The sequence below is a fragment of the Roseibium sp. QJM3NY_11 genome, assembly GCF_056173175.1.
Genome location: NZ_CM149660.1, coordinates 375181 through 400294, shown reverse-complemented (window position 1 = coordinate 400294; position 25114 = coordinate 375181). Strand labels below are relative to the sequence as shown.

The following is a 25114-nucleotide window of genomic DNA, read 5'->3' as shown; positions in this document are numbered from 1 at the left end:
CGACTGTGCATGGTTGCCTCATGTTTCACCGAGACAAATAATGCAAAAAGGTACCCATTTCCTTAAATGAACCTTAGGAAAGCTATTAACAAGATATCAATTTATTGATTAAAATTCTTCAATACCAGCCGGAACCCAAGACGGCACGATCCGGCGTGCTCCGGTCGGCAACAGTCCCTGATAGCCCCGGCAGCCCATGAAGGGTCGAAACAGGTGGCAGTGTTTTCAGGGTTCCAGTTCGGTGTCCCAATAGAGGAAATCCAGCCAGCTCTCGTGCAGGTAGTTCGGCGGGAAACCCCGGCCATTGTTGTGCAGGTCCTGGATGGTCGGCTGAAAGGGCATGTGCATAGGCCACATGTTCAACTGCTGGCAGGACTTGTTGGACTTGCGCAGGTTGCAGGGAGAGCAGGCCGTGATGACATTGTCCCAGGTCGTCAGACCACCTTTGGAGCGCGGAATGAGGTGATCGAACGTCAGCTCATGCCTGGAGCCGCAATATTGACACTGGAATTTGTCGCGGAGGAAGACGTTGAAGCGAGTAAAGGCGGGATATCGGCTGGGTTTGACAAAGGTCTTGAGGGAAACGACGCTCGGCAATCGGAACTCGAAGCTCGGACTTCGGACCGCCGCGTCATATTCCGAAACGATGTTCACCCGATCCAGAAACACAGCCTTGATGGTGTCCTGCCAACTCCACAGGGACAAAGGATAGTAGCTCAAGGGCCGATAGTCCGCATTGAGCACCAACGCCGGATGCGTCCCCGGCGAAACCGCTATCGTCACGCTCCGCTCCTCACGACTAGTCGGATCGTCCGATGCCCGGTCAAACGGACAGCGGATCACGTCCTTTTGTGACGGGAGTATTGTAGTGCCGAGGTGACAGTCTTGTGAAGCCCGGTAAATTCATTTCTCGCAACAGAAAGCCAGACCCGTTTCCGGCAAGGCATTTTTCTTAAAGCTATGAATTATTTGCGTGAAAGCAGAAATCTCTACGGCACTGTGACAAACCGGCGGCTCCAACGCAAAAGGGCGCCCGAAGGCGCCCCCTGAAATCATGAATTCCTCAATCGAATCAATTTGAGGTCCACTGCCGGATGTCGACAAAATGTCCTGCGATCGCGGCCGCCGCAGCCATGGCCGGCGACACCAGATGCGTCCGGCCCTTGTGACCCTGGCGGCCCTCGAAATTCCGGTTCAACGTCGAGGCGCAGCGCTCTCCCGGGCTCAGCTTGTCCGCATTCATGGCAAGGCACATGGAACAGCCGGGCTCACGCCACTCGAAACCGGCTTCCTTGAAGATCAGGTCCAGGCCTTCCTCTTCGGCCTGCTCCTTCACCAGTCCGGAGCCCGGCACCACCATGGCGCTGACGTGGGACGACACCTTGTGATTTCCGATCACCGCCGCCGCTGCGCGCAGGTCCTCGATCCGGCCGTTGGTGCACGAGCCGATGAAGGCCCTGTCGATCCTGATATCCGTGATCTTCGTGCCCGGCTCGAGCCCCATGTATTCCAGCGCACGGATTTTCGAGGCGCGGCGGTTCTCGTCCTCGATCTCCAACGGATCCGGGACGATGCCTTCCACGGAGACCACATCTTCCGGCGACGACCCCCAGGAGACGATCGGCGGCAGATTGGCGGCGTCCAGCTCGACAACCTTGTCGAAATAGGCGTCCGGATCCGTATGCAGCGTCTGCCAGTAGGCCAGCGCCTTGTCCAGCGCTTCACCCTTGGGTGCCTTCGGGCGGCCCTTGATATAGTCGAACGTGACCGCGTCCGGCGCGATCAGGCCCGCGCGCGCGCCGGCTTCAATCGACATGTTGCAGACGGTCATGCGGCCTTCCATGGACAGCGAGCGCATGGCCTCGCCGGCGTATTCGATCACGTAGCCGGTTCCGCCGGCCGTGCCGATCTTGCCGATGATCGCCAGCACGATGTCCTTGGCGGTAACGCCGTCCGGGATCTTGCCGTCGACCTTCACCAGCATGTTCTTCGCTTTTTTCTGGATCAGCGTCTGCGTGGCCAGAACATGTTCGACTTCCGACGTGCCGATACCGTGCGCCAGGGAGCCGAAGGCCCCGTGGGTCGACGTGTGGCTGTCGCCGCAAACGATGGTCATGCCGGGCAGGGTGAAGCCCTGTTCGGGGCCGATGATGTGAACCACGCCCTGACGCATGTCCAGTTCGGAGTAATACTCGACCCCGAATTCGGCCGCGTTCCTGGCCAGCGTATCCACCTGCAGTGCGGATTCAGGATCGTCGATGCCATGGCGGCGGTCCGTGGTCGGCACGTTGTGGTCGACGACGGCAAGGGTTTTCTGTGGCTGACGCACTTTCCGGCCGGTCATGCGCAGACCTTCGAAGGCCTGCGGACTGGTGACTTCATGCACCAGGTGACGATCGATATAGAGCAGGCCGGTACCGTCCGGCTGCATGTCGACCACGTGGTCGTCCCAGATTTTGTCGTAAAGCGTCCGTGCCTTGGCCATGGGTCTCTCCTCAGTCCCGCCGGACCGTCGTTCAAACCTCTTCAGTTTGCAGGAGCCCGGCGAGTCCCTCCTTCGGCCAGTCCGGCCGCGGGGGTCTGTCCTCAATTGTCAAGGCTAGTGAATGACGCAGCTCTGCTCAAACGTCAAGCGTTCCGAGTTGAGCTGAATTCAACTGGGATTGACCGCCAGCGGCAAAAACGAAAAAACGGCGGCCCATCCGGACCGCCGTCTTCAAATTCTTCAAGCCGGGCCGGCTTATTCTGCAGCGTTTTCCGCAGCTTCCTTTTCGGCCTGCTTGGCCTCCGCCTTGGCGACCTTCGCGGCAACAGCCTCGGAGCGGGCCACTTCGTTCAGACGCTTGGCGCGGACATTGGTGTTCTCGGTGATACGGGCCGACTTGCCGCGGCGATCGCGCAGGTAGTAGAGCTTCGCGCGGCGAACCTTACCGCGGCGGACAACCTCCACGCCTTCCAGCATCGGTGAGAAGATCGGGAACACCCGCTCGACACCTTCACCGTAGGAAATCTTGCGCACCGTGAAGCTCTCGTTGATGCCGCCGCCGGAACGGGCGATGCAGACACCTTCGTAAGCCTGTGTACGGGTGCGGGTGCCTTCGGTGACCTTCACGTTGACGCGAACGGTGTCACCTGGAGAAAATTCCGGCAGCTTCCGCTGGCCTTCGATTTTCTCCATTTCCTCGGCATTGATCTGTTCGATGATATTCATGGCATTTTTCCCTTTTCATTTACAAAGCGGTCAGAGCGTTCTCCGAATGGACCGGGAACGAATTCACCAGCTCTGGGCCATGTTTCTTTGTCCGCCGGATGGCCGCAGATTTCAGGTCTTTCCAGACCCGTCCACAAGGCATGCCTTCAAAATCAAGACACACGATCACCCGGCTTCGGCGGGCGTATACAGGAAAACACCCCCCATGTCATGCGGATTCGTCAATCCACGTCGTCTTCATCCGCCATATAGGCATCCCAGAGATCCGGGCGGCGTTCACGGGTCAGGCGTTCGGCTTCCGCCATGCGCCACTCGTGGATCTTGCGGTGGTTGCCGGAGGTCAGCACCTGGGGAATGACCGCCCCCTCGAACGCGGCTGGGCGGGTATAATGCGGGTGCTCCAGAAGACCCGTCTCGAAACTTTCCGTATCCGCGCTTTCCATGTTGCCCATGACCCCGGGAATGAGCCGTATGACCGCATCCAGCAGCGTCATCGCGCCGATTTCCCCGCCGGACAGGATGTAGTCGCCGATGGAGACTTCCTCCAGGCCGCGGGCCTCGATCACTCGCTGGTCAACCCCCTCGAAGCGGCCGCAGACGATGACGGCTCCGGGTCCCTCGGCCAGCTCATGGGCGCGGTCCTGGGTAAACGGCAGACCGCGCGGGCTCATCAGCAGCTTCGGACGCGTATCGTCCTGCTGCGCGGCCGCATCGACGGCCCTGGCCAGAATATCGGCCCTGAGCACCATGCCGGCGCCGCCGCCCGCAGGCGTGTCGTCGACGGAGCGGTGCTTGTCCGTGGCAAAATCGCGGATCTGGCTGGTCTCGAGCTGCCACAGGCCCTTGTCCAGCGCCCGTCCGGACAGGCTGTGACCCAGAGGCCCCGGAAACATGTCCGGATAGAGCGTCAGGATTGTTGCCTTGAAAGCCATGACCGCTGCCCGTTTTCCCGATTGGCCGTTGATCCGTGTCCGAAAACCCGCCCCCGGTTAAGGAGCCGTTTACTGCATTCTCCGAAATCCGGCGATATCAACACCCGGATCATCGGAAAGAAAGTTCTGATTAAGGCCCGGTGCCTACCCTGACAAGAGCGATTCAATCGGGTCTTTCACCGTGCCAAGGTTTCCAGTCTACCGTTTCAAACTTCCCGCGTTCATCCAGGCACGTGTCGACCGGCACTATCTCGATGTTTCGATCAGCCGCGTTCTGCCGCTGATCTGTCTGATGACCTTTGGCGTTCTCGTCGGCCTGGTCTTCAACACCGGTGTCGGCCACCCCTATGACAAGGTCATCCATATCGGCTTTTTCGCCCTTCTGACCCTGTCCATCCACGCCCTCTTCTGCTGCCGTCTGCGGATTTCCGCGGTCGTCGCTTTCGGCATGGGGCTGGGTGGCGAGGTGCTGCAGGGCTTCCTGCCCCACCACGAAATGTCTCTTTCCGACGCGGTTGCCAACGGCATCGGCGTCTCGATGATCGTGGCCCTGATCGCCCTGATCCGCTCCGAAACCCGCCAGGCGGTCAAGGACGAACAGGAAGATTTCAATCTGGGCCGGATGGGTCTGGAACCGGTCCGTACCCGTTACCGCTCGGGCGCACCCTCGGACGGTTCCGGCGCTCCTTCGGAAAAATAGTCCTCGGGCAGGTCCACCCGCACCTGTCCTTCAGCCAGGCTGATCTCCGGCACAAAGTCCTTCGTGAACGGGATATAGAAGGTGTTGCCGCGCTGCGGCCGGACCTCAAGCAGGTCGCCGGCGCCGAAATCCTGCACCGCCGCGATCTTGCCGAGCGTTTCGCCGCCCTGATCGATGACGGCAAGGCCGGTCAGATCCGAATAGTAGAATTCGTCTTCTTCAGGCTCGGGCAGCTGGTCGCGGCTGATATAGAGTTCAACCCCGTTCAGTTCCTCGGCCTGGTTCCGGTCCGTGAGACCCTTGAACCGGGTGATCACAACCGTCTTCTGCACCCGTGCCTTTTCCACTTCGAACGACCGGGAGCCGTCCTTGGTGACAAGGGTGCCATAGTCGGCAAAGGAAAGCGGGTCGCTGCCGAAAGCCTTGACCCGCACTTCCCCGCGAATGCCGTGCGCCGCACCGATCCTGGCCATCAGCACCTTCCGATCGTCTGAAGACGTCATCTCAAAAGGCTCCCTGGCTCAATTCCGGCGCGGCGGCTGTCATCGGACTTATTCGGCGGCAGCTTCTTCGGAAGCAGCCTCTTCAGCCGGAGCGGCGGCGGCGGCAGCCGCTTCTTCTTCAGCGATCCGCTTTGCTTCCAGGCGTTCCTTGGCCTTCGCGCCCGGCTCGGCCTTTTTCGGGTTGTTGCGCGCGTCGCGCTTCTTCAGGCCGGCGGCATCCAGGAAACGGTGAACGCGGTCGGTCGGCTGGGCACCGGTGTCGAGCCAGTACTGAATGCGCTCGACATTCAACTGCACGCGGTCTTCGGAATCCTTCGGCAGCATCGGGTCGTAGGAACCGACCTTTTCAATGAAGCGGCCATCGCGCGGGGAGCGGATGTCGGCAATGACGATGCGGTAATACGGGCGTTTCTTGGAACCGCCGCGTGCCAGGCGAATTTTCGTAGCCATGATATTTCTCCAGTTTTTTCAGTTGCCGGCTTCTGCGGCAATGGCTTCATGGTGCCGGATCACTTCGTGAACAATGAAGTTCAGAAACTTCTCGGCAAAGTCAGGATCGAGATTGGCGTCGCCGGCAAGTTGCCTCAGCCGCTCGATCTGAATTTTCTCGCGCGCCGGGTCGGCCGGCGGCAGGTCGTTGTTGGCTTTCAGGACACCCACTTTCTGAGTGCACCTGAACCGTTCGGCGAGCATGTGGATCAGCGCCGCATCGATGTTGTCGATGGACGACCGCAGGGCTTTCAATTCGGCAAGCGCCGCACTCTGGCCCAGACGGGTTTCCGCTTCGCTCATCGTTTCTTGCCTTTTCCCATGCCCGGCAGACCCGGAAGTTTCGGCCCCCCGAGGCCGGGCAGACCCGGCATTCCAGGTGGCAGCCCGGCGCCGCCCAGCCCGCCTGGCAGACCCTTGGGCAGCTCCATGCCACCGGGCAGTTGGCCGGATTTGGCCATTTCTTCAAGCTGCTTGGGATCGACATCGGGCATGCCGCCGCCCATGCCGCCCATCAGCTTGCCGAGCATGCCCTTGCCCTTGCCCATTTTCTTCATCATGTCCGCCATCTGGCGGTGCATTTTCAGAAGCTTGTTCACTTCGGCCACCTGCACGCCGGATCCGGCGGCGATGCGCTTCTTGCGGCTGGCCTTGAGAAGGTCGGGCTTGCGGCGTTCGGTCGGCGTCATCGACTGGATGATGGCGACCTGACGCTTGAACATCTTGTCGTCGATGTTGGACGCCTCGATCTGCTTCTTCATCTTGCCAACGCCCGGCAGCATGCCCATCATGCCGGACATGCCGCCCAGTTTTTCCATCTGTTTCAGCTGTTCGGCCAGATCGTCCAGGTCGAAGTGACCCTTCTGCATCCTTTTCGCCATCTGGGCGGCTTTTTCCGCGTCGATGGCCTCGGCGGCCTTTTCCACCAGCGAGACGATGTCGCCCATGCCCAGAATGCGGTCGGCGATCCGCTTGGGATGGAAATCCTCCAGCGCATCGGCTTTTTCGCCCGTCCCGATCAGCTTGACCGGCTTGCCGGTGACCGCCTGCATGGACAGCGCCGCACCGCCGCGGCCGTCACCGTCCATGCGGGTCAGCGCGATGCCGGTGATGCCGACACGCTCGTCGAAGTTCCGCGCCAGATTCACGGCGTCCTGACCGGTCAGGGAATCGGCCACCAGCAGAATTTCATGGGGCTGCGCGGCGGATTTGATATCCGCCATTTCCACCATCAGCGGCTCGTCGATATGGATCCGGCCGGCGGTGTCCAGCATGACCACGTCATAGCCGCCCAGCTTGGCGGCGGACATGGCACGCTTTGCGATCTCGACAGGGCCCTGACCCTCGACGATCGGCAGGGTGTCGACTTCGTTCTGTTCGCCCAGAACCCTGAGCTGTTCCTGGGCCGCCGGACGGCGGGTGTCCAGTGACGCCATCAGCACCTTGCGCTTGTCGCGCCGGGTCAGGCGCCGCGCGACCTTGGCGGTCGTCGTCGTCTTGCCCGAGCCCTGCAGGCCGACCATCATGATCGCCACGGGCGCCGGTGCGTTCAGGTCGATCGGCTGGGCCTCTTCGCCGAGCATCTCGACAAGCTGATCGTGAACGATCTTCACGACCATCTGGCCCGGCGTCACCGATTTGACGACTTCCGCGCCGACAGCCCGGTTGCGGACCTTGTCGGTGAAGGACCGTACGATCGGCAGCGCGACATCAGCCTCGATCAGCGCGCGGCGAATTTCGCGCATCGCCTCGTTGACGTTGTTTTCCGACAGCGCACCGCGGCCGGTGAGCTTGTCGAAAATGCCGCTTAGTCGATCGGACAGGCTTTCAAACATCAAAGGGTCCTTGAACATCGTCGGTTTCGGGAAATCTCCCGAACCATATGGGCAGCCCTGCCTCGATTCCAACCGGATCGAACTGCGCAAAGCAGTTTGACACCCGAGGGCGCATCGCGCTGTCGGGTGGTGACCTCCGGGAACTCTTTAGACCTTGACGGGTCCCGGTCGGCGGGTCGAATTGTTGCTCACTCATATGGAGTTCGCGGTCTATGCCTGAAAGCGGTCAGAGAGTCAAGGAAGACGCCCCGTTGTCACGGAACGGCATTCGCCGTGCCCTCCACCGTTCGAAACAAACCAACCGGACTATTCGGCATCCCGCCGCGACGTTTCGTAGGTCGCCGAGATCCGGTAGTAGTCGTTGAAACCGATCCTGTCGCGCAATTCCCTGAAGTCCATCAGGTCGGGCGTGCGGTCCTGGTCCGTCTTCAGTTGCGCGAGTGTGGCCATCATCGCCTTCATGGCGCTGGCCATCAGGGTCAGCGGATAGGCGGCAATCGCATAGCCGATGTCCTGAAGCTCCCGGTGCGACAGGTCCGGTGTCTCGCCGCCTTCGACGATATTGGCCATCTTCGGACCCGGCAGTTCCCGGCAGACTTCCGCCATCTCGGCAACGGTCTTGGGCGCCTCGACAAACAGGATATCGGCCCCCAGTTCCTTGAACTTCGCCGCCCGCACGATCGCCTCGCCGAGTCCGTGGTCATGGCGGGCATCGGTGCGCGCCAGGATCAGGATGTCGGCACCCGCCTCCCTGGCATCCTGCGCCGCTCGGATCCGGTCGAAGGCCTCTTCGCGCGTCACCACCGCCTTGCCCGGCGTATGACCGCAGCGTTTAGGCGCGACCTGATCCTCGATCATCACCGCCGCCGCACCGGCCTTGGCCATTCCGGTGACCGTCCTGCGCACATTCATGGCATTGCCGTACCCCGTATCGCCGTCGGCCAGCAACGGAATCCGGACCGCATCCGTGATATTCCGGGCCTGATCGAGCACCTCGCCATAGGACATCAGCCCGAGGTCCGGCTGACCGATCCGCGACGCGGAGGCGGCGAACCCGGACATGAAGGTCAGATCGAACCCCGCCTGTTCGATCAGCTTTGCCGACAGCGCGTCATAGCAGCAGGGCATGACATGGAGCGTGTCCTGCGCCAGCAGGGCACGAAGCGTTTCGGCCGGAGACGGCATGGTCATGAAACCTCAGAGTTTGAAGGGAATGTAGAGCGCCAGATCGGTCCATACATAAAGGATCGCAGCGGAGAACAGCAACAGCAGAAGGAACGGCAGAACGCCGCGCGACACATCCGTGAGACTGGCCTTGGCAACCGACTGGATGACATAGAGATTGAGCCCAACCGGCGGTGTGATCAGGGCACATTCCACCATCACCACCATGAAGACGCCGAACCAGATCGGGTCGAAGCCGAGCAGCAGCGCGGCGGGCAACAGCACCGGCGTCATGATCAGGACCATGGACAGCGCCTCGAACACCAGCCCCATGATCAGGAGCACGACCGCAACCACCAGGATGAAGCCAAGCTGCGTATCGATGTTCTGGCCGATGAAGACCGATATCTCCTGCGGAATCCGATAGAGCGTGATCGCCTTGCCGAAGACCTTGGCACCGGCAACGATCAGGAGAATGGCCACCGTCGTCGCCATGCTCTCGAAGATCGCCTCACGGAATCCTGTCCAGCTCAACCGGCGCATCGCCAGCGTGATCGCAAGCGCGCCGGCAAGACCAAGCGCGGCTGCCTCGGTCGGTGTCGCCGCGCCGGTATAGATCACCCCGATGACATAGGCGGCCAGCAGGACCGCCGGCAACGCCCGGAGCGTTGCCCGGACCCGTTCGGGCCATTCCGTCGGCGGCTCCGGCGTGAACCCGCCGAACCAGCGCGCATAAATCATCGAAAAGGCGATGAACAGCACCACCAGCAGAAGTCCCGGCCCGATGCCGGCGAGAAACAGGTCCAGCACCGACTGTTCGGTGACGAAGGCATAGACGATCATCGGGATGGACGGCGGGATCAGGATGCCGAGCGTTCCGCCGGCGGCCAGCAGCCCGTAGACGAACCGACGTTGATATCCGCGCCCGATCATTTCCGGTATTGCGACGGTGCCGATGGTCGCGGCGGTGGCGACGGAAGACCCGGAAATCGCGGCAAAGATGCCACAGGAAATGATGGTGGCAACCGCGAGGCCGCCCGGCCAGTGGCCAACCCAGGCGTGGACGGCCGCGAACAGATCCCTGCCGACGCCCCCTTTCAGCAGGATGTTCGACATCAGCAGGAACAGCGGCACGGCCAGCAGGATGAAGCCGTCGAGGGTCGACAGGATCGCCTGGGGCGCCATCAACGGCGAAAATCCGCCCAGCATCAGCAGCGCCAGGCCAAGCCCGCCCAGCGCGAAAGCCACCGGCACCCGGATCAGCAGCAGCGAGAACAAAGCTATCAGGATGAGCACGACCGTCATGCGGATACCTCGCCGTCCCGGCTGTCTTCCGGGCCGCCACCACCACCCTGCGTTCGCGCGAGTTCGATCAGCGCCTGCAGGAACACCAGTGAAAAGCCGACCGGGATCGCCAGTTCGGAAACCCAGATCGGCATGTCCAGCATCGAGCCGGTGGTCCGGCCGCGCTCGAAGGACTCAAGGAAGATGCCGCCGCCCTTCCAGGCTACGACGGCGCTGAAAAGCGCAACCGCGGTCATTGCCAGCAACCGGCAGACAGTCCGCCCCGCGGGGCCCAGCCTGTCGGTCACCACATCGACGGCGATATGGCGGTTGGCCTGAAGCAGCCAGGGCATGGCGATCATGGTGCCCCAGATGAGGCAGAGCTGGGACAGTTCCGCCGCCCAGATTGTCGGCGCCACGAACAGGTAGCGCGCCGCGACCTCGTAGGTCAGCATGCCCCCGGCGACAAAAAACAGCAGCGCCGCGATCCAGGCCAGCGCCTTCAGGAGATGTGAAAAGGTTTTCATGGAATTCCCCGGCACCGGGACCTGTAGCCACCGGAGGGTTCAAAAGAGAAAGAACATAGGATTTCGGCGGCGGCCGGATGTTTTCCGGCCGCCGCCCAACGGGTCAAGTCCGCGTCAGAGAGCTTTCGCTGCATCCATGACGGTCTTGCCAAGGTCCCCGGATTTTTCGACATAAGCATCGTAGACCGGCTGGCTCACCGCCTTCCAGGCTTCGAGTTCCGACGCCGTGGGGGTATAGATGGTCATGCCGTTTTCCTCGGCCTGCGCATAGGCTGCGGCCTCGATCTCGGACATCCGGTCCCGCACATCCGCTTCCGCCTTCAGCGCCGCGGCCTGGATGAGCGCCCTGTGGTCTTCCGGCAGCCCGTTCCAGAAATCCGTGTTCACCACGACGATGAACTCGATGTCGGCATGATTGGTCACGGTGATCGTGTCCATCACCTCCCACAGCTTGCGGGATTTGACACCGGACACGCCCGTCATGCCGATATCCACCGTACCGCGCTGATAGGCCAGATACTGTTCGGAGCCGGAGATCAGCGTCGGTGCGCCTTCGGCGGCCGTGACAAAATCGCCGAGCGTCTTGCCGAAAACCCGGACTTTCTTGCCCTTCATCTCGGCCGGTGTTTTCACCGGACCGTCCTTGGAGAGCATGATCGCCCCGCCGTAGGCCTGCCACCACAACACCGTGGATCCGGTTTCCGAGATGGCGTCGTCAAGCGGGCCACGCACCGGCGACCCGGGCGCGACGGCCGCGCGGACCTTTGCTTCCGTGTCGAAAAGGAACGGCTGATAGAAGATATCGACCGCGGACACGTCACCGACGTAGCGCGTCAGTGATGCGACGCCCATCTCGATGGCGCCTGAGCCGACCGCTGCCGGGACTTCCTTGTCCTTGTAAAGCTGCGCGGAATCGTAGATTTCGACAGCGATGTCACCGTTCGAGGTCTTCTCCACCTCTTCCTTGAAGAGCTGAAGGTTCTGACCCAGATGGCTCGTCAGCGGCAGTTGCAGCGATATACGCAAGGTCGTGTCGGCAGCCTGCGCCGAACCGGCAGACAGGCCAAGCGCCACTGCGGCGCCCAGCGCCCAGGAAAATGCATTCATTTTATTCCTCCCAAAAAGAGCCTTTCGCTTCAAAACGAAAGGGTCCGGAAGGCACTCTTGCAAAAGCGCATTTCAGGGTCAATACGCCTGAAAGCCCTTGCAACCGGTGATGCCTGTTCCCGTTTCAGGAACCCGTTCCTTGCATTTTGCACGGCGCGGGCGGATAAGAACTTCTTCAAACAAAGCCGACTGCCGTCCTGACAGCCGTCCTTCCCGGATGCACGGTCAATGAATTTTCGAGCCATAGCCTTACCAATCGGTCGTTTGCTCATCCTGATTTCCCTGTTGATGACCCTCCCCGCGATGGCCGATGCCGTTGCCGGGCACGCGGACTGGCAGGTCTTTCTGGTATCGGGGCTGGTGCTGGGAACTACGGGCGGCCTGATTGCACTGGCATTCAGGGGCGAAAAACCGCCCTCCGGATTCCGCGAGGCGATCGTGTTCGTGACCGCAGCCTGGTTCGCGTTTTCCATCGCCGGTGCGATACCGTTTTATTCCGGCAATCTCGGGCTCGGTTTTACCGATGCCTTTTTCGAAGCCGCCTCGGGCCTGACCACCACCGGATCCACCGTACTGACCGGACTGGACAGCTTTCCTCCCGGCATTCTGCTCTGGCGCGCGCTGTTGCAGTGGATCGGCGGCATCGGTGTCATCGTTCTCGGCATATGGCTTCTGCCAGCTCTGAGGGTGGGCGGCAGCCAGCTTTTCGCGCTGGAATCGTCGGAAAAGACCACGCGGCCCTATGGCCGCATAACGCCCTTCGTCTACCGGCTGCTGTTCCTTTACGGAGGGCTGACACTGAGCTGCATGATCCTTTACCTGATCTGCGGCATGAGCTTTTTTAACGCCGTCGTCCATACCATGACCACGGTATCCACCGGCGGCTTCTCAACCTCGGACCAGTCTTTCGGCCAGTTTCAGGGAACTGCGGTCTATTGGGTCGCCACCGTGTTCATGCTGCTCTCCAGCCTGCCGTTTTTATACCTCATCAGAAGCCTTGAGCGCCGGCGGTTCACACCGGATATCCAGGTCGTGCTTCTGCTGGCATTCGTGACTTCGGCTTCTTTCGGGGTCTTTTTCTTCGAACGGTACATTGTTCACGACACACCGTTTCACATGTTCACGCTGGCGGTCTTCAACGTGGTCTCCATCATCACGACCACCGGTTACGCGGCGAACGACTATCTGCAGTTTGGACCGGCGGTCATTGTTATTTTCTTCGTGCTGACGTTTTTCGGCGGCTGCAGTGGCTCGACGGCCGGCGGTTTCAAGATGTTCCGCATCGCGATCCTGACCGCCTATATCCACGCGCTCCTGCGCCGCATGATCCGCCCGCACCGCATCGCGGTTCCCCGGTATCAGGGCCAGGCGGTGTCGGACAACGTGCTGGAAGGCGTTCTGGTGTTCGCGGTGCTCTATACGGGATCGTTCGCGGGGTTTTCCCTCATCTACATGATGCTGGGATTCGATCTGGAAACCGCGCTGAGCGCGTCCGGCACGGCGCTGGCCAATGTCGGGCCCGGTGTCGGCAACATCATCGGGCCTTCAGGAACGTTTCAATCTCTTCCTGACGCAGCCAAGTGGTCCCTGGCCGTTGAAATGATACTCGGCCGTCTCGAGATCCTCGGAGGAATCCTGCTTCTGACCCCGGATTTCTGGTGCGACTGAACCCAACCTCACAAGATGGCAATGCATCTGGCTGCACTTGAAGGTTTGCGAAAGTGAGACGGACACGGAAAACCACCGCCGGCGTGACCGTCCGGCGGTGGTCTTTCTCAGGCGATCGAACTGCGCAGCCAACGATGGACCGATCGGATGAAACCGGTCATTCGTCGAAGTTGCAGCCTACGGGGGGATGATCGCCCGGAGCTCGCCTTACGGCAGGACGGTTGCGAATTCTTCCGGGTCGAGCAGACTGTCCTGGTTGGAATCCGCTGCCTGGAACAGGTCTTCCGACATGGTCGGAACAGCGGCCGAGATTTCCTCAAAGCTCACGTAACCGTCCTGGTCGCTGTCGACCGCCTGAAACGACATGCCCTGAGCAAGGGCTGCGGACGACGCGGTGAACGCACCGATGAGAAGAGCAACGGTAAGACGTTTGGACATGATGTGACCTCCAGTGGTTTGGTCATGGCCGGGCCGTCCCCACCCGGCCGCTTTTCTGCAGCCGTGGACGGTCCCGCTGTTCCGTCCGTCCGAAAGGTCCCTGCGACCCGCCGAACCGGAACAGGACGGACAGTGCGGGCCGATCGCGACAGCCAAAAGGCGTCTCCTTGAAACCTTCGCGGCATTGTTGTGTCCGGGTATGACGATCCGTCACAGGCAGAACAAATTCCCGTCAACATCAATGGTTTCAGGCGGGACTGCGGCGGGAAGGAAGAACACTGTAAATCCATCAAGCTATTGTTATGAATGATTTTTCTGGAGATTTGCAGTCTGCGGCGCACCTGTTGCACCCGCTTTCGCGGTTCCGGGCGGGCGGATCTGGCAGATCACTCGCGGCAACATTCAGCGCCGTCCCGGCCTTGTGTCTGCAGGCGCTGACGTGAGCGTCGCTGAAAGAGCGGTTGGTCCTGGAGTTCAGGCGTATTGGGTTCCCTTTGATGTCACCCCGGATCTGCGCTTGCGCTCCGTCCGGGGTGACGGCGGGGGAGTGGCCTGCCCTAACAGCCTTCAAGTTGGCACCTGCGGGCACGATCCGGGATCTTCTTCGAGGCCCCGGCACAAGCCCACGACGGTTTGGAAACGGTACAAACCGCTTCTCAGCCGTAGTCCCGCGCGCCAAAGATCGCCGAGCCGACCCGCACGTGCGTCGCCCCGAAGCCGACCGCGATCGCATAGTCGGCGGACATGCCCATCGACAGCTGGGTGAGGCCGTTGCGTCCGGCGATCTTTTCCAGAAGCGCAAAATGCTCGCCCGGAGCTTCCTCGACCGGAGGAATGCACATCAGGCCGACGATATTCAGCCCGACGTCTTCCCGGCAGTCCTTGACGAAGGCATCGACGTCCCTGGGGGCAATGCCGGCCTTTTGAGCCTCTTCGCCTGTGTTGACCTGAATGAAACAGGGCAGATCCCTTCCCTGCCGGTCCATTTCCGCCTTGAGCGCGCCGGCGATTTTCGGCCGGTCAACGGTGTGAATGACATCGAAGGTCGCCACGGCTTCTTTCGCCTTGTTCGATTGCAGCGGCCCGATCAGATGCAGTTCGATCCCGTCAAATTCCTCGCGCAAAGCCGGCCATTTGCCCATTGCTTCCTGGACCCGGTTTTCACCGAACATGCGCTGTCCTGCCGCCAGAACCGGACGGATGACATCCGCGTCATAGGTCTTCGATACCGCAATCAGGGTAACAGAGCCCTCTTTACGGCCATGCACGGTCTCGGAGCTGCGGATATCGGCCTTAACCTCTTCCAGACGTTCGGTTGCAGACACCATGAAATGCTCCAGTTGGACGGCGGGATTGAACCGGGGACGGTACCGGCTCATTGACGTGACGCGGGTATCCATCCCGTCACCTATTAGCAGATTCATGAAAATCCGTTCAAACCCTTCTTGATTATAAGCCCCTTCGCGGAAGGGTCTTACGCATTTGTTCATTTCTTTTGCCCACGATCCGCAACCATGGACCAGTTTCTTTCCCGGAATTGCGAATGACCTCGGGTGGATTTCGTGCATTTGCAGTGTTCCTCGCACTCGTTCTCCAGAGCACGGTCGCGAAGCCGGAAACCTTCACCTTCGCGATTGGCGACTGGCCGCCCTTCACGTCACACGACGCACCCGGCTTTGGACTGCACGCCCAAAAAGTCGCCGAGACATTCCGTGCTGCCGGACATGACGTCGAATTCGAGTTTTTCCCATGGCTCCGGTCTTTTGAAATGACCCGGTACGGCAGCCTGCCGGCCACGTTTTCCTGGATCCACGAGAAGGAAAGAACAGAAGATTTCATCTATCCGGAAACGCCCATAGATCTGGCCAGATACGTCTATTTTTACCGCAAGGACCGGTTTCCGGACGGCCTTCAAGACCTGTCCTTTAAGGAAATCGAGGCGCGCGGACTGACGGTCGTCGGTATTCCCGGCTACTGGTACCAGGCGCCTATGGAAAAGGCCGGTGTTATCTTTCAGGCTGTGCCACAGGAAGAACAGGCATGGAACATGCTCGCGCTCGGACGGGCGGATCTTTATGTTGAAATCGACCGCGTCGGCCTGACACACAGCCGCGCCGTGCTGCAAGACAAGGCGGACCGCATCGCGATGTCGGAGCCGATCCGCATCTTTCCGCTGTATATCCTTTTCAGCAAGGCCCACCCGGCGGGAGCCCGGATGAAGGACATCTGGGACGCTTTTGCTGAACCGGAACCTGTTTCTTCCGCCGGATCCACGATCCGATAGCTTTACGAGTACGGCATTGCGACATAAACAGGCAGCAGCACCAACATTCGCCTCTCGCATGTTGACCGCGGACACGATTTCTGGTGACAGTCCGGCAGTCAGACATTCAAGGAAATCCGCCGGATCCGGCGGCAAGAACAAACGGCACATTTGATGGCAACGGAACGGTACAACGCGCGCGAAGTGGAAGCGCGCTGGCAGAAAATCTGGAACGACAAGGATGTCTTCGTAACGCACAACGACGACCCCCGCGACAAATACTATGTCCTTGAAATGTTTCCCTACCCGTCCGGCCGCATTCACATGGGCCACGTGCGCAACTACGCCATGGGGGATGTGGTTGCCCGGTTCAAGCGCGCCAAGGGGTTCAACGTGCTCCATCCGATGGGATGGGACGCCTTCGGCATGCCGGCCGAGAACGCCGCGATGCAGAACAAGGTTCACCCCAAGGACTGGACCTACGACAACATCGCCACCATGCGCGAGCAGCTCAAGATCATGGGACTGTCGCTGGACTGGAGCCGGGAGTTCGCAACCTGTGATGTCGGATATTACACCCAGCAGCAACGCCTGTTCCTGAAATTCCTCGAGGCCGGCCTCGTCTACCGCAAGAACGCCAAGGTCAACTGGGATCCGGTCGACATGACGGTTCTCGCCAATGAGCAGGTCATCGACGGCCGCGGCTGGCGCTCCGGCGCCCTGGTCGAGCAGCGCGAACTGACACAGTGGTTCTTCAGGATCTCGGATTATTCGGAAGATCTCCTGGAAGCGATCGACACCCTGGACCGCTGGCCGGACAAGGTGCGGCTGATGCAGAAGAACTGGATCGGCAAGTCCGAGGGTCTGCGTGTGCGCTTCGAGTTCACGGAGCCCGCGCCGACCGGCGACCGGACACTGGAGATCTTCACCACGCGGCCCGACACGTTGTTCGGAGCATCCTTCATGGGCCTGTCGCCGGATCATCCGATTTCGGCCAAGCTCGCCGAAAGCAATCCGGAACTGAAAGGCTTCATAGAGGAGTGCCAGCGCGTCGGGACGTCCGAGGAAGCCATTGAAAAGGCAGAGAAAAAGGGCATCGACACCGGCTTGCGCGTCCAGCATCCCCTGGACGCCAGCCTGGAACTGCCGGTCTATGTCGCCAACTTCATCCTGATGGATTACGGCACCGGCGCGATCTTCGCCTGCCCGGCGCACGACCAGCGCGACCTGGACTTCGCCCGCAAATACGGTCTGCCGGTGAAGCCGGTCGTCCTGCCGAAGGACGTCGACCCGCAGTCCTTCGATGTCGGCAGCGAAGCCTTCACGGACGACGGTACCATCTTCAATTCAGGTTTCCTGGACGGCCTCTCCATTTCCGATGCCAAGCAAGCGGTGTCGAAGAAACTGGAATCCGTCAAGCTCGACGGTGCCCCCCAGGCGGAACGCCAGGTGAATTACCGCCTGCGCGACTGGGGCATTTCGCGCCAGCGCTACTGGGGCTGCCCGATCCCGGTCGTTCACTGCGCCGCGTGCGGCGTCGTTCCGGAAAAGGACGGCAACCTGCCGGTGCAATTGCCGGACGACATCGATTTCGACAAGCCGGGCAATCCGCTCGACCGGCATCCGACCTGGCGCGAGACGTCCTGCCCGTCCTGCGGCAAGCCGGCCCGGCGCGAAACCGACACCATGGACACCTTCGTGGACAGCTCCTGGTATTTCGCCCGCTTCACCGCGCCGGACTGCGACCAGCCGACGGACCGGGATGCCGCCAACGGATGGCTGCCGGTGGATCAGTATATCGGTGGCGTCGAGCACGCGATACTGCACCTGTTGTATTCCCGCTTCTTCACCCGGGCCATGCAGAAGGTCGGGGCCCTGGATCTGAAGGAACCCTTCAAGGGACTGTTCACGCAGGGAATGGTCACGCACGAGACCTATCGGGACGGCGACGGCGCGAACGGCCGCTGGGTGGCCCCTTCCGAAATCCGGATCGAGGACGGCGACAACACCCGTCGGGCGGTGCTTCTGGAAACCGGCGATGAAGTAAGCATCGGCGCCATCGAGAAGATGTCGAAATCGAAGAAGAACACTGTCGACCCGACCGATATCATCGACACTTACGGCGCCGACACCGCCCGCTGGTTCATGCTGTCCGACAGCCCGCCCGAGCGCGATGTCATCTGGACCGAGGACGGTGTTCAGGGCGCCTGGCGTTTTGTGCAGCGCGTGTGGCGGCTTGTCGGCGACATAGCGGAAAAGACAGAACCCCGTGGCGGCCGGCCACCGGAAGTTTCCGGCAAGGCGCTCGATCTGCGCCGGACCAACCACAAGACGCTGGACGCTGTCTCGAGTGATCTGGAAAACCTCGGCTTCAACCGTGCGGTTGCCCGTCTCTATGAGTTGGTCAACGCAACCAGCAAGGTCTTCAACGACGGAATGGCCGATGCCGGCGCGGACTACGCGGTGCGGGAAGCCGCCGACTTTCTGGTTCAGATGATGGCACCGATGATGCCCCATCTGGCCGAGGAATGCTGGTCGGTGCTTGGCCACGACAACCTGATTTCCGAGGCGAGCTGGCCGCAGGCCGACCCGGATCTCCTGGCCGACGATTCAATCGTCTATCCGGTTCAGGTCAACGGCAAACGGCGCGGCGAGCTGACCATTGCGAAAGAGGCTTCCAAAGAGGAGGTCGAAGCGGCTACCTTGGAACTCGACTTCGTCAGGAAGGCGCTTGACGGAAGTGCGCCGAAAAAGCTCATCGTGGTACCGCAAAGGATCGTGAATGTCGTTGTTTGACAAACTCTTCCAGACCGGCAGCGCGTTGCGGCGCCTTGCCGTTTGCAGCGGTTTCGCCGCCGCCCTTGTGGTCAGCGGCTGCCAGGTCCGCCCGCTCTACGGCACCAGCACCGGTGAACTCGGCGCAACCCCGTCTCCCGTGGCAACGGAACTTGCCGCGATCGATCTCGATTCGATCAACAGCCTGTATGCCAACGATGACGCTGCCCGGGTGCTCTACAACGAGCTGACCTTCCGGTTCGAGCGCGGCGCCGGCTCCGCCCCCAAGAAATACCGCCTCAAGGTTCTGATGGACGTGGGCAGCTCCGAAGTCGGCGTCGAGCAGTTTTCCGACGTCCCCTCGGCCTACACCACCACCATGAACTCCACCTTCGTCCTCAGCGACCTGACAACCAGCGAAACGCTCATGACCGGGCGTGCCTTCAAGTCCGCGTCCTATGACTTCTCCAACCAGCGCTTCGCCAACACGCGCGCTTACCGCGACGCCCAGGAACGCGTAGCCAAGGCTGTTGCCGACGACATCGCCGCGCGCATTGCCGGCTATTTTGCCAGCCAGTCGTAACCGTTTCCGGGAGCCGCAGGGCCGTGACCGTTCTCAAAGCAGCGGAGATTGACCGCTTCGTTGCCAATCCGCCGGAAGACGGTGGCGTGGTCCTGGTGTTCGGCCCCGACACCGGCCTTGTCTCGGAGCGGGCCACGCGGCTTGTCTCCAAGGCCTCGGAAGGCGAAAGCGATCCGTTCAACCTGATCAAGATCGACGCTTCGGAGCTCTCTTCGGATCCGGACCGGCTGATCGACGAAGTGCTGACCATCCCCCTGTTCGGCGGCCGCCGGATCGTCTGGGTCAAGGACGCCTCGGGCAAGAATCTCGCCCCGGCCCTCGATCCGGTCCTGAAACTACAGGACTGGCAGACCCTCGTTGTCCTGGAAGCCGGTGATATCAAGAAGGGCGTGGGTCTCAGAAAACTGGTCGAGCCACACAAGCGGGCGATTGCGCTGCCCTGTTACGCGGACAACGATCGCGGTATCGACCAGCTGATCGATGCGGAAACGCGGGACGCCGGCCTGACAATCACCCACGAAGCGCGCGCGGCCCTGCACAGTCTGCTCGGCGGCGACCGCATGGCCAGCCGGGGTGAACTCAAGAAGCTGTGTCTATACGCGCTCAACAAGGGAAAGATCGAAAGCGAGGACATCACCGCCGTGATCGGCGACGCCTCCGCTTTCGAGATGTCCGAACTGATCGATGCCGCGGCCACCGGCGACCTTGCCACGCTGGACCACGGCCTGGAGCGGCTCGCCGATGCCGGTTCGAAGGCATCGGTGATCGCCAATCAGACGCTGAAACATTTCCAGCAGCTTCACCGGATGCGCAATGACGTCGACAAGGGCAAGAGCGCCCAGGCTGTCATCGACAGCCAGCGCCCGCCGGTTTTCTTCAGCCGCAAGCCGAAATTCGCGCAGCAGTTGCGGATCTGGGCGTTGAAGGATCTGGAAAAGGCAATGTCCATCCTGAGCGAAGCCACCCGCGTCTCGCGCCTGAACGACGCGCTCGGAGTACCGGTCTTGTCGGAAGCTCTGCTGACCCTAGGCCGGGCCGCCCGCGCCCGCAACCAGCGCCGCTGAACCCGTCCTGACATCCAATCCTTGCAGGGCCGCGGCAAAGCCATTCGGACCAAGCCCAAAACGACGATCAGTTTTCAAGAAATTACATTTATAACAGCAACTTGTGCCGAGGCGGTCGACTAATACTACCGCGTCTCGACACCCAGTTTCTTGCACAATTCGTCGAGCTGCTCGAGCGAGGTGTACTTGATCTTGAGATCGCCGGTTTCCTTGCCCGGCTTGTGACCGACCGTCACCTTGAGGCCGAGCGTGTCGGTCAGGCGTTTTTCCAGCGATTTGGTATCGGCGTCCTTTTGCGGCTTCGCGCCCGGGGTCTTTTCTCCCTTGAGCTTGGCCAGTGCATCCGGATCCTGGGAGATCTTTTCAGCATCCCGCACCGTCAGGCCTTTTTCGACGATCAGCTCGGCCAGCGCCGCGGGATCCTCGACCGTGATCAGGGCACGGGCATGCCCTGCCGTCAGCAGGCCCTCCGCGAGGTAATCCTTGACCGAGTTCGGCAGCTTGAGCAACCGCATGGTGTTGGCGACATGGCTGCGGCTCTTGCCGATCACCTTTGCCAGCTCGCCCTGGCTGTAGCTGAACTCTGCGGTGAGCTGTTCGTAGCCCATCGCCTCCTCGATCGGATTGAGATCCGCCCGCTGCACGTTCTCGATGATGGCAAGTTCAAGCGCTTCCTGGTCGGTCACGTCCCGGATGATGATCGGGGCTTCGTGAAGACCGGCCCGCTGGGCCGCACGCCAGCGCCGTTCGCCTGCGATGATTTCAAACCGCTCGCTCTTGCCGGCGGCCGGCCGGACCAGAATGGGCTGGACGATGCCCTTCGACTTGAGGGATTCCGCCAGATCGCCAAGGTCCTTCTCGGTGAAGGTCTTGCGCGGGTTGCGCGGATTGGGTTCAAGATGCTCGATCGGAACCCTGCGCGTATCCCGGACGATCTTTTCCGGCGGTGCGGTGGTTTCCTGAGCCGAATCTCCGATCAGTGCCGCAAGTCCACGGCCCAATCTTTTGTTTTTGACCTCTTTTTCCGCCATACCGCACCTGATTTCTTCTGACTTTTCAATAAATTAGTCCGCGACAGTCGGCTTTGACAGCCATCGCGGACAACAGTTTTCAGTTCGGATCCGAATCCGTCTCCGGCAGGTCAGGCCGCCACGTGGCGTAACGCGCGCTCACGCTGAATGATTTCCGAGGCCAGCCGCAGATAGGCCTGGCTGCCGGAACATTTCAGATCGTAGAGCAAGGCCGGTTTGCCGTAGGACGGCGCTTCCGAAATACGCACGTTGCGCGGAATGACGGTTTCATACACCGCGTCGCCCATGGTCTCACGCACATCGGCGACCACCTGGCTGGACAGGTTGTTTCGGCTGTCATACATGGTCAGCACGATGCCATGAATGCTGAGTTCGGAATTGAGCGCGTTCTTGACCTGCTCCACCGTGCTGAGCAACTGGCTCAGCCCTTCCAGGGCAAAGAACTCGCACTGCAACGGCACCAGGATGGAATGCGACGCGGACAGCGCGTTGATGGTCAGCAGGTTCAGCGACGGCGGGCAATCGACCAGCACATACGTGAAGCCGATCTCCTTGAACAGCCGCGACTGTGTCAGCCCCTCGATCGCCTTGCGCAGCCGGAAGGCCCGGTCGCTCGTCGAGGCGATTTCAAGCTCAAGGCCAAGCAGGTCCATGGTTGACGGGGCAACCCAGAGCCGCTGCACTGATGTTTCCCGGACGGCCTCCGCCAGCGAACAGTCACCGCTGAGAACCTCGTAGGTCGACAGATCGCGGTCACGATGCTCGATACCGAGGCCGGTCGACGCGTTCCCCTGGGGATCGAGATCGATCACCAGAACCTTTTCGCCGATCGCTGCCAGGGCTGTGCCCAGATTGATGGCGGTCGTGGTTTTGCCCACCCCGCCTTTCTGATTTGCCAGCGAGAGCACGCGCGGCATATCGGGAAGCATGTTCATTGCCACCACACCTTCCTGGGTTACTCCGGCCGGGCAGAAATATTTGAGAAAAGAAGCATCCGGCTCATTGGATCAACAAGACTGGTCTTTTCTATCATGTCGAAGTCCCAACGGGCAGTAGCTTCGTTAACTTCTCTCTGAAAATCCTGGCCTTTGTGGAAAACGGCCCGGGCACCCTGGCGTGTGAAGGGCTCCGACAAGGCCATCAACAGATCGAGCGAGGCAAGGGCGCGGGCGGAAACCGCATCCACTGGCCCCAGCGTCCACTCTTTCGCAACCGATTCGATCCGGCCAGCGTGCACCGTGCCTTTGGAGCCGGTCTCCCGCAGCGCCGTTCTGAGAAACGCCGCCTTGCGCTGATTGCTCTCGATCATGTGGACATGACCGTCGGCATCATCGTCCGCCATCAGGATCGCCGTGACCACACCGGGAAACCCGGCGCCGCTGCCGATATCCACCCAGACCCGTGCCTCTGGATAACTCCACCGGGTCTGCAGACTGTCGGCCACATGGCGGGTCCAGATATCCGGAATGGTGGACGGTGCAATGAGGTTTTGTGCGGGTTGCCACTTCAAAACCAGGTCGACGTAGATCTGCAGCCGCTCCAACGTTTCACGTGAAACATCCCCAAACTTATGCACAACCTGTCCAGAACTGTTCAACACCACCGGCCGCGCCATCAGGCAGCGCCTCGCTGGGTGTCCTGCCGCTTCAGACGCGACAGGATCAGGGTCAGGGCGGCCGGTGTCATGCCGTCCATGCGTGCTGCCTGACCGAGGGTCGCCGGTCTGAGATCGATCAGCTTCTGCCGGACTTCATTGGACAGACCCGTAATCGCTTCGTAATCGAAACCATCGGGGATTCCCAAGGCCTCGTCGCGCTGCAGCGCCTCGATGTCGGCCTGCTGACGATCCAGATAAACGGAATAAAGAGCATCCGTCGCCACTTGCTCCGTGACAGCCGAGTCGATCTCGGCGAGCTCGGGCCAGACCCCGATCAAACCTTCCAGCGTGACATTCGGGTAGGACAGCAGATCGAACGCGGACCGGCGGATACCGTCCTGGTTGACCGGCAGGCCCTTCTTCTGTGCCTCCGACGGCGTCACGATCAGACGTTTGAACAGATCCCGTGCCGCGGCAATCCCGGACATCTTTTGCTCAAATGCAGCCCGCCGGGTCTCTGAAACACAGCCGATGGCAATGCCCAGCGGGGTCAGACGCTGGTCCGCATTGTCCGCCCTGAGCGACAGCCGGTACTCGGCCCGGGAGGTGAACATGCGATAGGGCTCGGAAATCCCCCGTGTCACCAGGTCATCGATCATCACGCCGATATAGCCCTGGGACCTGTCCACAACGAAGGGCTCACGGCCAGCCGCCTTCAGAGCCGCGTTGAGACCGGCGACAAGACCCTGCGCACCCGCTTCCTCATATCCCGTCGTGCCGTTGATCTGGCCCGCGAGATAAAGTCCGCCGCAGCGCTTGGCCTCCAGCGTGGGCCGCAGCTCGCGCGGATCGACATGGTCGTATTCGATTGCATATCCCGGCTGCAGGACCTTCACGTCCTCCAGACCCGGAATGGTCCTGAGGAAAGCAAGCTGCGCGTCTTCCGGCAAGGATGTGGAAATGCCGTTCGGATAGACCGTGTCGTCATCCAGGCCTTCCGGCTCAAGAAAGATCTGGTGCCCGTCCCGGTCACCGAAACGAACGATCTTGTCCTCAATGGACGGGCAATAGCGCGGTCCCCGTCCCTTGATCTCACCGGAGTACATCGCCGAGCGGGACAGGTTCTGCCGGATGATCTCATGGGTCTCCGGAGTCGTGCGGGTGATATGGCAGGGTATCTGCGGCGTCGTGATCTTCTCTGTCAGCGTCGAGAACGGGATCGGGTCCACATCGCCGGGCTGTTCTTCCAGCCGGTCCCAGTGGATGGTCCGCCCGTCAAGCCGCGCCGGTGTGCCTGTTTTCAGGCGTCCGAGATCAAAGCCGATTTCCTCCAGCGACTCCGACAGACCCATCGCAGGCGCTTCGCCCGAGCGCCCTGCGGGGATCTTCCTGTCGCCGATATGGATGAGCCCGCGCAGGAATGTACCGCTGGTCAGAACGATGGCCTTGCACAGAACCATGCGGCCGTCGGCGAGCCCGATCCCGGCGACCGTCCGATCGGCACCCTCGCCGTTGAACCTGATCTTGTGCGCCTCCCCTTCCACGACTGTCAGACCGTCGATGGCGGAGATTTCTTGCTGCATGGCTTGCCGGTAGAGTTTCCGGTCGGCCTGTGCCCTGGGCCCTCGCACGGCCGGCCCCTTGCGGCGGTTCAGCATGCGGAACTGGATGCCGCCCCGATCCGCGACCCGTCCCATCAGACCGTCGAGCGCATCGATCTCCCGAACCAGGTGACCCTTCCCCAATCCGCCGATCGCGGGATTGCAGGACATCACTCCGATGGTATCGAAACGGTGCGTGACCAAGGCGGTGGCCGCGCCCGCACGGGCAGCGGCGGCCGCAGCCTCACAGCCCGCATGGCCGCCACCGATCACCACAACGTCAAATGTCAGTTCCAGTTCGCTCATGTTCTTTACCGTGCGCACGACCTGTCAGCAACGATC

General features: G+C 61.2%; 24 protein-coding genes. 6 read left to right on the top strand and 18 right to left on the bottom strand.

The features are described 5' to 3' along the window. Positions 1-225: 225 nt before the first annotated feature. From AC0VX3_RS01795 to trmD, 4 genes are all read right to left on the bottom strand, one after another. Complete coding sequence (locus AC0VX3_RS01795) at positions 226-783, bottom strand: HNH endonuclease (RefSeq protein ID WP_342893378.1); 558 nt, start codon at positions 781-783, stop codon at positions 226-228. 289 nt (positions 784-1072) lie between these two features. Continuing rightward, entirely contained in the window at positions 1073-2485 is a 1413-nt protein-coding gene (gene leuC, locus AC0VX3_RS01790; RefSeq protein WP_475523286.1) for a 3-isopropylmalate dehydratase large subunit, read from the bottom strand. A 255-nt stretch (positions 2486-2740) separates the two neighbouring features. After that, complete coding sequence (gene rplS / locus AC0VX3_RS01785) at positions 2741-3211, bottom strand: 50S ribosomal protein L19 (protein WP_342893376.1); 471 nt, start codon at positions 3209-3211, stop codon at positions 2741-2743. Positions 3212-3432: 221 nt separating this feature from the next. Further along, on the bottom strand, positions 3433-4143 hold the full coding sequence (gene trmD, locus AC0VX3_RS01780) for a tRNA (guanosine(37)-N1)-methyltransferase TrmD (RefSeq protein WP_475523285.1): 711 nt from the start codon (positions 4141-4143) through the stop codon (positions 3433-3435). Between the two features lie 181 nt (positions 4144-4324). Here trmD and AC0VX3_RS01775 point away from each other — a divergent pair, with 181 nt between their 5' ends. Further along, positions 4325-4843 carry a VanZ family protein gene (locus AC0VX3_RS01775; RefSeq protein ID WP_342893374.1) on the top strand — a complete coding sequence of 173 codons (519 nt, stop codon included), beginning with the start codon at positions 4325-4327 and terminating at the stop codon, positions 4841-4843. Here AC0VX3_RS01775 and rimM read toward each other — a convergent pair. The 8 genes from rimM to AC0VX3_RS01735 form a co-directional block, all read right to left on the bottom strand. Further along, positions 4792-5346 carry a ribosome maturation factor RimM gene (gene rimM / locus AC0VX3_RS01770; RefSeq protein ID WP_475523284.1) on the bottom strand — a complete coding sequence of 185 codons (555 nt, stop codon included), beginning with the start codon at positions 5344-5346 and terminating at the stop codon, positions 4792-4794. The two genes, AC0VX3_RS01775 and rimM, sit on opposite strands and share 52 nt — an antisense overlap. A gap of 48 nt (positions 5347-5394) precedes the next feature. Continuing rightward, the gene (rpsP, locus tag AC0VX3_RS01765; protein ID WP_342893372.1) at positions 5395-5796 is read right to left on the bottom strand and encodes a 30S ribosomal protein S16; all 402 of its coding nucleotides are present in this window, start codon (positions 5794-5796) and stop codon (positions 5395-5397) included. A gap of 18 nt (positions 5797-5814) precedes the next feature. Next, a complete protein-coding gene (locus AC0VX3_RS01760) occupies positions 5815-6138 on the bottom strand; it encodes a chorismate mutase (RefSeq protein ID WP_342893371.1) in 324 nt (107 codons plus the stop codon). Then, the gene (ffh, locus tag AC0VX3_RS01755; protein WP_475523283.1) at positions 6135-7670 is read right to left on the bottom strand and encodes a signal recognition particle protein; all 1536 of its coding nucleotides are present in this window, start codon (positions 7668-7670) and stop codon (positions 6135-6137) included. Before ffh ends, AC0VX3_RS01760 begins: the two co-directional genes overlap by 4 nt. Positions 7671-7976: 306 nt before the next feature. Further along, positions 7977-8861: an isocitrate lyase/PEP mutase family protein gene (locus AC0VX3_RS01750; protein ID WP_475523282.1), complete on the bottom strand. Its 885-nt coding sequence runs from the start codon at positions 8859-8861 to the stop codon at positions 7977-7979. A gap of 6 nt (positions 8862-8867) precedes the next feature. Further along, positions 8868-10139 (bottom strand): TRAP transporter large permease, encoded by a 1272-nt coding sequence (locus AC0VX3_RS01745; RefSeq protein WP_475523281.1) that lies wholly within the window; start codon positions 10137-10139, stop codon positions 8868-8870. After that, complete coding sequence (locus AC0VX3_RS01740; RefSeq protein ID WP_475523280.1) at positions 10136-10645, bottom strand: TRAP transporter small permease; 510 nt, start codon at positions 10643-10645, stop codon at positions 10136-10138. Before AC0VX3_RS01740 ends, AC0VX3_RS01745 begins: the two co-directional genes overlap by 4 nt. Before the next feature lie 114 nt (positions 10646-10759). Further along, the gene (locus AC0VX3_RS01735; protein ID WP_475523279.1) at positions 10760-11752 is read right to left on the bottom strand and encodes a TRAP transporter substrate-binding protein; all 993 of its coding nucleotides are present in this window, start codon (positions 11750-11752) and stop codon (positions 10760-10762) included. Between the two features lie 288 nt (positions 11753-12040). Between AC0VX3_RS01735 and AC0VX3_RS01730 the strand changes: the two genes are divergently transcribed. Beyond that, a complete protein-coding gene (locus tag AC0VX3_RS01730) occupies positions 12041-13420 on the top strand; it encodes a TrkH family potassium uptake protein (protein ID WP_475523278.1) in 1380 nt (459 codons plus the stop codon). 207 nt (positions 13421-13627) lie between these two features. Here the strand turns inward: AC0VX3_RS01730 and AC0VX3_RS01725 are convergent, their stop codons facing one another. Beyond that, positions 13628-13858: a PLC family EF-hand domain-containing protein gene (locus AC0VX3_RS01725; RefSeq protein WP_342893364.1), complete on the bottom strand. Its 231-nt coding sequence runs from the start codon at positions 13856-13858 to the stop codon at positions 13628-13630. A gap of 656 nt (positions 13859-14514) precedes the next feature. Next, a complete protein-coding gene (locus AC0VX3_RS01720) occupies positions 14515-15186 on the bottom strand; it encodes a YggS family pyridoxal phosphate-dependent enzyme (protein ID WP_475523277.1) in 672 nt (223 codons plus the stop codon). A 215-nt stretch (positions 15187-15401) separates the two neighbouring features. Between AC0VX3_RS01720 and AC0VX3_RS01715 the strand changes: the two genes are divergently transcribed. From AC0VX3_RS01715 to holA, 4 genes are all read left to right on the top strand, one after another. Continuing rightward, positions 15402-16142, top strand: coding sequence for a substrate-binding periplasmic protein (locus tag AC0VX3_RS01715; RefSeq protein ID WP_475523276.1), 741 nt, complete (start codon positions 15402-15404; stop codon positions 16140-16142). 153 nt (positions 16143-16295) lie between these two features. Beyond that, positions 16296-18917 carry a leucine--tRNA ligase gene (leuS, locus tag AC0VX3_RS01710; RefSeq protein ID WP_475523275.1) on the top strand — a complete coding sequence of 874 codons (2622 nt, stop codon included), beginning with the start codon at positions 16296-16298 and terminating at the stop codon, positions 18915-18917. Beyond that, the gene (locus AC0VX3_RS01705; RefSeq protein WP_475523274.1) at positions 18904-19479 is read left to right on the top strand and encodes an LPS assembly lipoprotein LptE; all 576 of its coding nucleotides are present in this window, start codon (positions 18904-18906) and stop codon (positions 19477-19479) included. Before leuS ends, AC0VX3_RS01705 begins: the two co-directional genes overlap by 14 nt. Before the next feature lie 23 nt (positions 19480-19502). Continuing rightward, positions 19503-20543: a DNA polymerase III subunit delta gene (gene holA, locus AC0VX3_RS01700; protein WP_342893359.1), complete on the top strand. Its 1041-nt coding sequence runs from the start codon at positions 19503-19505 to the stop codon at positions 20541-20543. Between the two features lie 125 nt (positions 20544-20668). Here the strand turns inward: holA and AC0VX3_RS01695 are convergent, their stop codons facing one another. The 4 genes from AC0VX3_RS01695 to mnmG form a co-directional block, all read right to left on the bottom strand. Beyond that, positions 20669-21574, bottom strand: a complete 906-nt coding sequence (locus tag AC0VX3_RS01695) for a ParB/RepB/Spo0J family partition protein (protein ID WP_342893358.1) — start codon at positions 21572-21574, stop codon at positions 20669-20671. A 110-nt stretch (positions 21575-21684) separates the two neighbouring features. Continuing rightward, a complete protein-coding gene (locus tag AC0VX3_RS01690; RefSeq protein ID WP_342893357.1) occupies positions 21685-22509 on the bottom strand; it encodes a ParA family protein in 825 nt (274 codons plus the stop codon). 20 nt (positions 22510-22529) lie between these two features. Next, the gene (gene rsmG / locus AC0VX3_RS01685) at positions 22530-23189 is read right to left on the bottom strand and encodes a 16S rRNA (guanine(527)-N(7))-methyltransferase RsmG (RefSeq protein ID WP_475523273.1); all 660 of its coding nucleotides are present in this window, start codon (positions 23187-23189) and stop codon (positions 22530-22532) included. Then, a complete protein-coding gene (gene mnmG, locus AC0VX3_RS01680) occupies positions 23189-25078 on the bottom strand; it encodes a tRNA uridine-5-carboxymethylaminomethyl(34) synthesis enzyme MnmG (RefSeq protein ID WP_475523272.1) in 1890 nt (629 codons plus the stop codon). Before mnmG ends, rsmG begins: the two co-directional genes overlap by 1 nt. Positions 25079-25114 lie beyond the last annotated feature (36 nt).

Excerpts from the sequence above, each read along its gene's own strand:
- leuC (WP_475523286.1), bottom strand. The coding sequence starts at position 2,485 with ATGGCCAAGGCACGGACGCTTTACGACAAAATCTGGGACGACCACGTG.
- rplS (WP_342893376.1), bottom strand. The coding sequence starts at position 3,211 with ATGAATATCATCGAACAGATCAATGCCGAGGAAATGGAGAAAATCGAA.
- trmD (WP_475523285.1), bottom strand. The coding sequence starts at position 4,143 with ATGGCTTTCAAGGCAACAATCCTGACGCTCTATCCGGACATGTTTCCG.
- rimM (WP_475523284.1), bottom strand. The coding sequence starts at position 5,346 with ATGACGTCTTCAGACGATCGGAAGGTGCTGATGGCCAGGATCGGTGCG.
- rpsP (WP_342893372.1), bottom strand. The coding sequence starts at position 5,796 with ATGGCTACGAAAATTCGCCTGGCACGCGGCGGTTCCAAGAAACGCCCG.
- AC0VX3_RS01760 (WP_342893371.1), bottom strand. The coding sequence starts at position 6,138 with ATGAGCGAAGCGGAAACCCGTCTGGGCCAGAGTGCGGCGCTTGCCGAA.
- ffh (WP_475523283.1), bottom strand. The coding sequence starts at position 7,670 with ATGTTTGAAAGCCTGTCCGATCGACTAAGCGGCATTTTCGACAAGCTC.
- AC0VX3_RS01750 (WP_475523282.1), bottom strand. The coding sequence starts at position 8,861 with ATGACCATGCCGTCTCCGGCCGAAACGCTTCGTGCCCTGCTGGCGCAG.
- AC0VX3_RS01745 (WP_475523281.1), bottom strand. The coding sequence starts at position 10,139 with ATGACGGTCGTGCTCATCCTGATAGCTTTGTTCTCGCTGCTGCTGATC.
- AC0VX3_RS01740 (WP_475523280.1), bottom strand. The coding sequence starts at position 10,645 with ATGAAAACCTTTTCACATCTCCTGAAGGCGCTGGCCTGGATCGCGGCG.
- AC0VX3_RS01735 (WP_475523279.1), bottom strand. The coding sequence starts at position 11,752 with ATGAATGCATTTTCCTGGGCGCTGGGCGCCGCAGTGGCGCTTGGCCTG.
- AC0VX3_RS01730 (WP_475523278.1), top strand. The coding sequence starts at position 12,041 with ATGACCCTCCCCGCGATGGCCGATGCCGTTGCCGGGCACGCGGACTGG.
- AC0VX3_RS01725 (WP_342893364.1), bottom strand. The coding sequence starts at position 13,858 with ATGTCCAAACGTCTTACCGTTGCTCTTCTCATCGGTGCGTTCACCGCG.
- AC0VX3_RS01720 (WP_475523277.1), bottom strand. The coding sequence starts at position 15,186 with ATGGTGTCTGCAACCGAACGTCTGGAAGAGGTTAAGGCCGATATCCGC.
- AC0VX3_RS01715 (WP_475523276.1), top strand. The coding sequence starts at position 15,402 with ATGACCTCGGGTGGATTTCGTGCATTTGCAGTGTTCCTCGCACTCGTT.
- leuS (WP_475523275.1), top strand. The coding sequence starts at position 16,296 with ATGGCAACGGAACGGTACAACGCGCGCGAAGTGGAAGCGCGCTGGCAG.
- AC0VX3_RS01705 (WP_475523274.1), top strand. The coding sequence starts at position 18,904 with ATGTCGTTGTTTGACAAACTCTTCCAGACCGGCAGCGCGTTGCGGCGC.
- AC0VX3_RS01695 (WP_342893358.1), bottom strand. The coding sequence starts at position 21,574 with ATGGCGGAAAAAGAGGTCAAAAACAAAAGATTGGGCCGTGGACTTGCG.
- AC0VX3_RS01690 (WP_342893357.1), bottom strand. The coding sequence starts at position 22,509 with ATGAACATGCTTCCCGATATGCCGCGCGTGCTCTCGCTGGCAAATCAG.
- rsmG (WP_475523273.1), bottom strand. The coding sequence starts at position 23,189 with ATGGCGCGGCCGGTGGTGTTGAACAGTTCTGGACAGGTTGTGCATAAG.
- mnmG (WP_475523272.1), bottom strand. The coding sequence starts at position 25,078 with ATGAGCGAACTGGAACTGACATTTGACGTTGTGGTGATCGGTGGCGGC.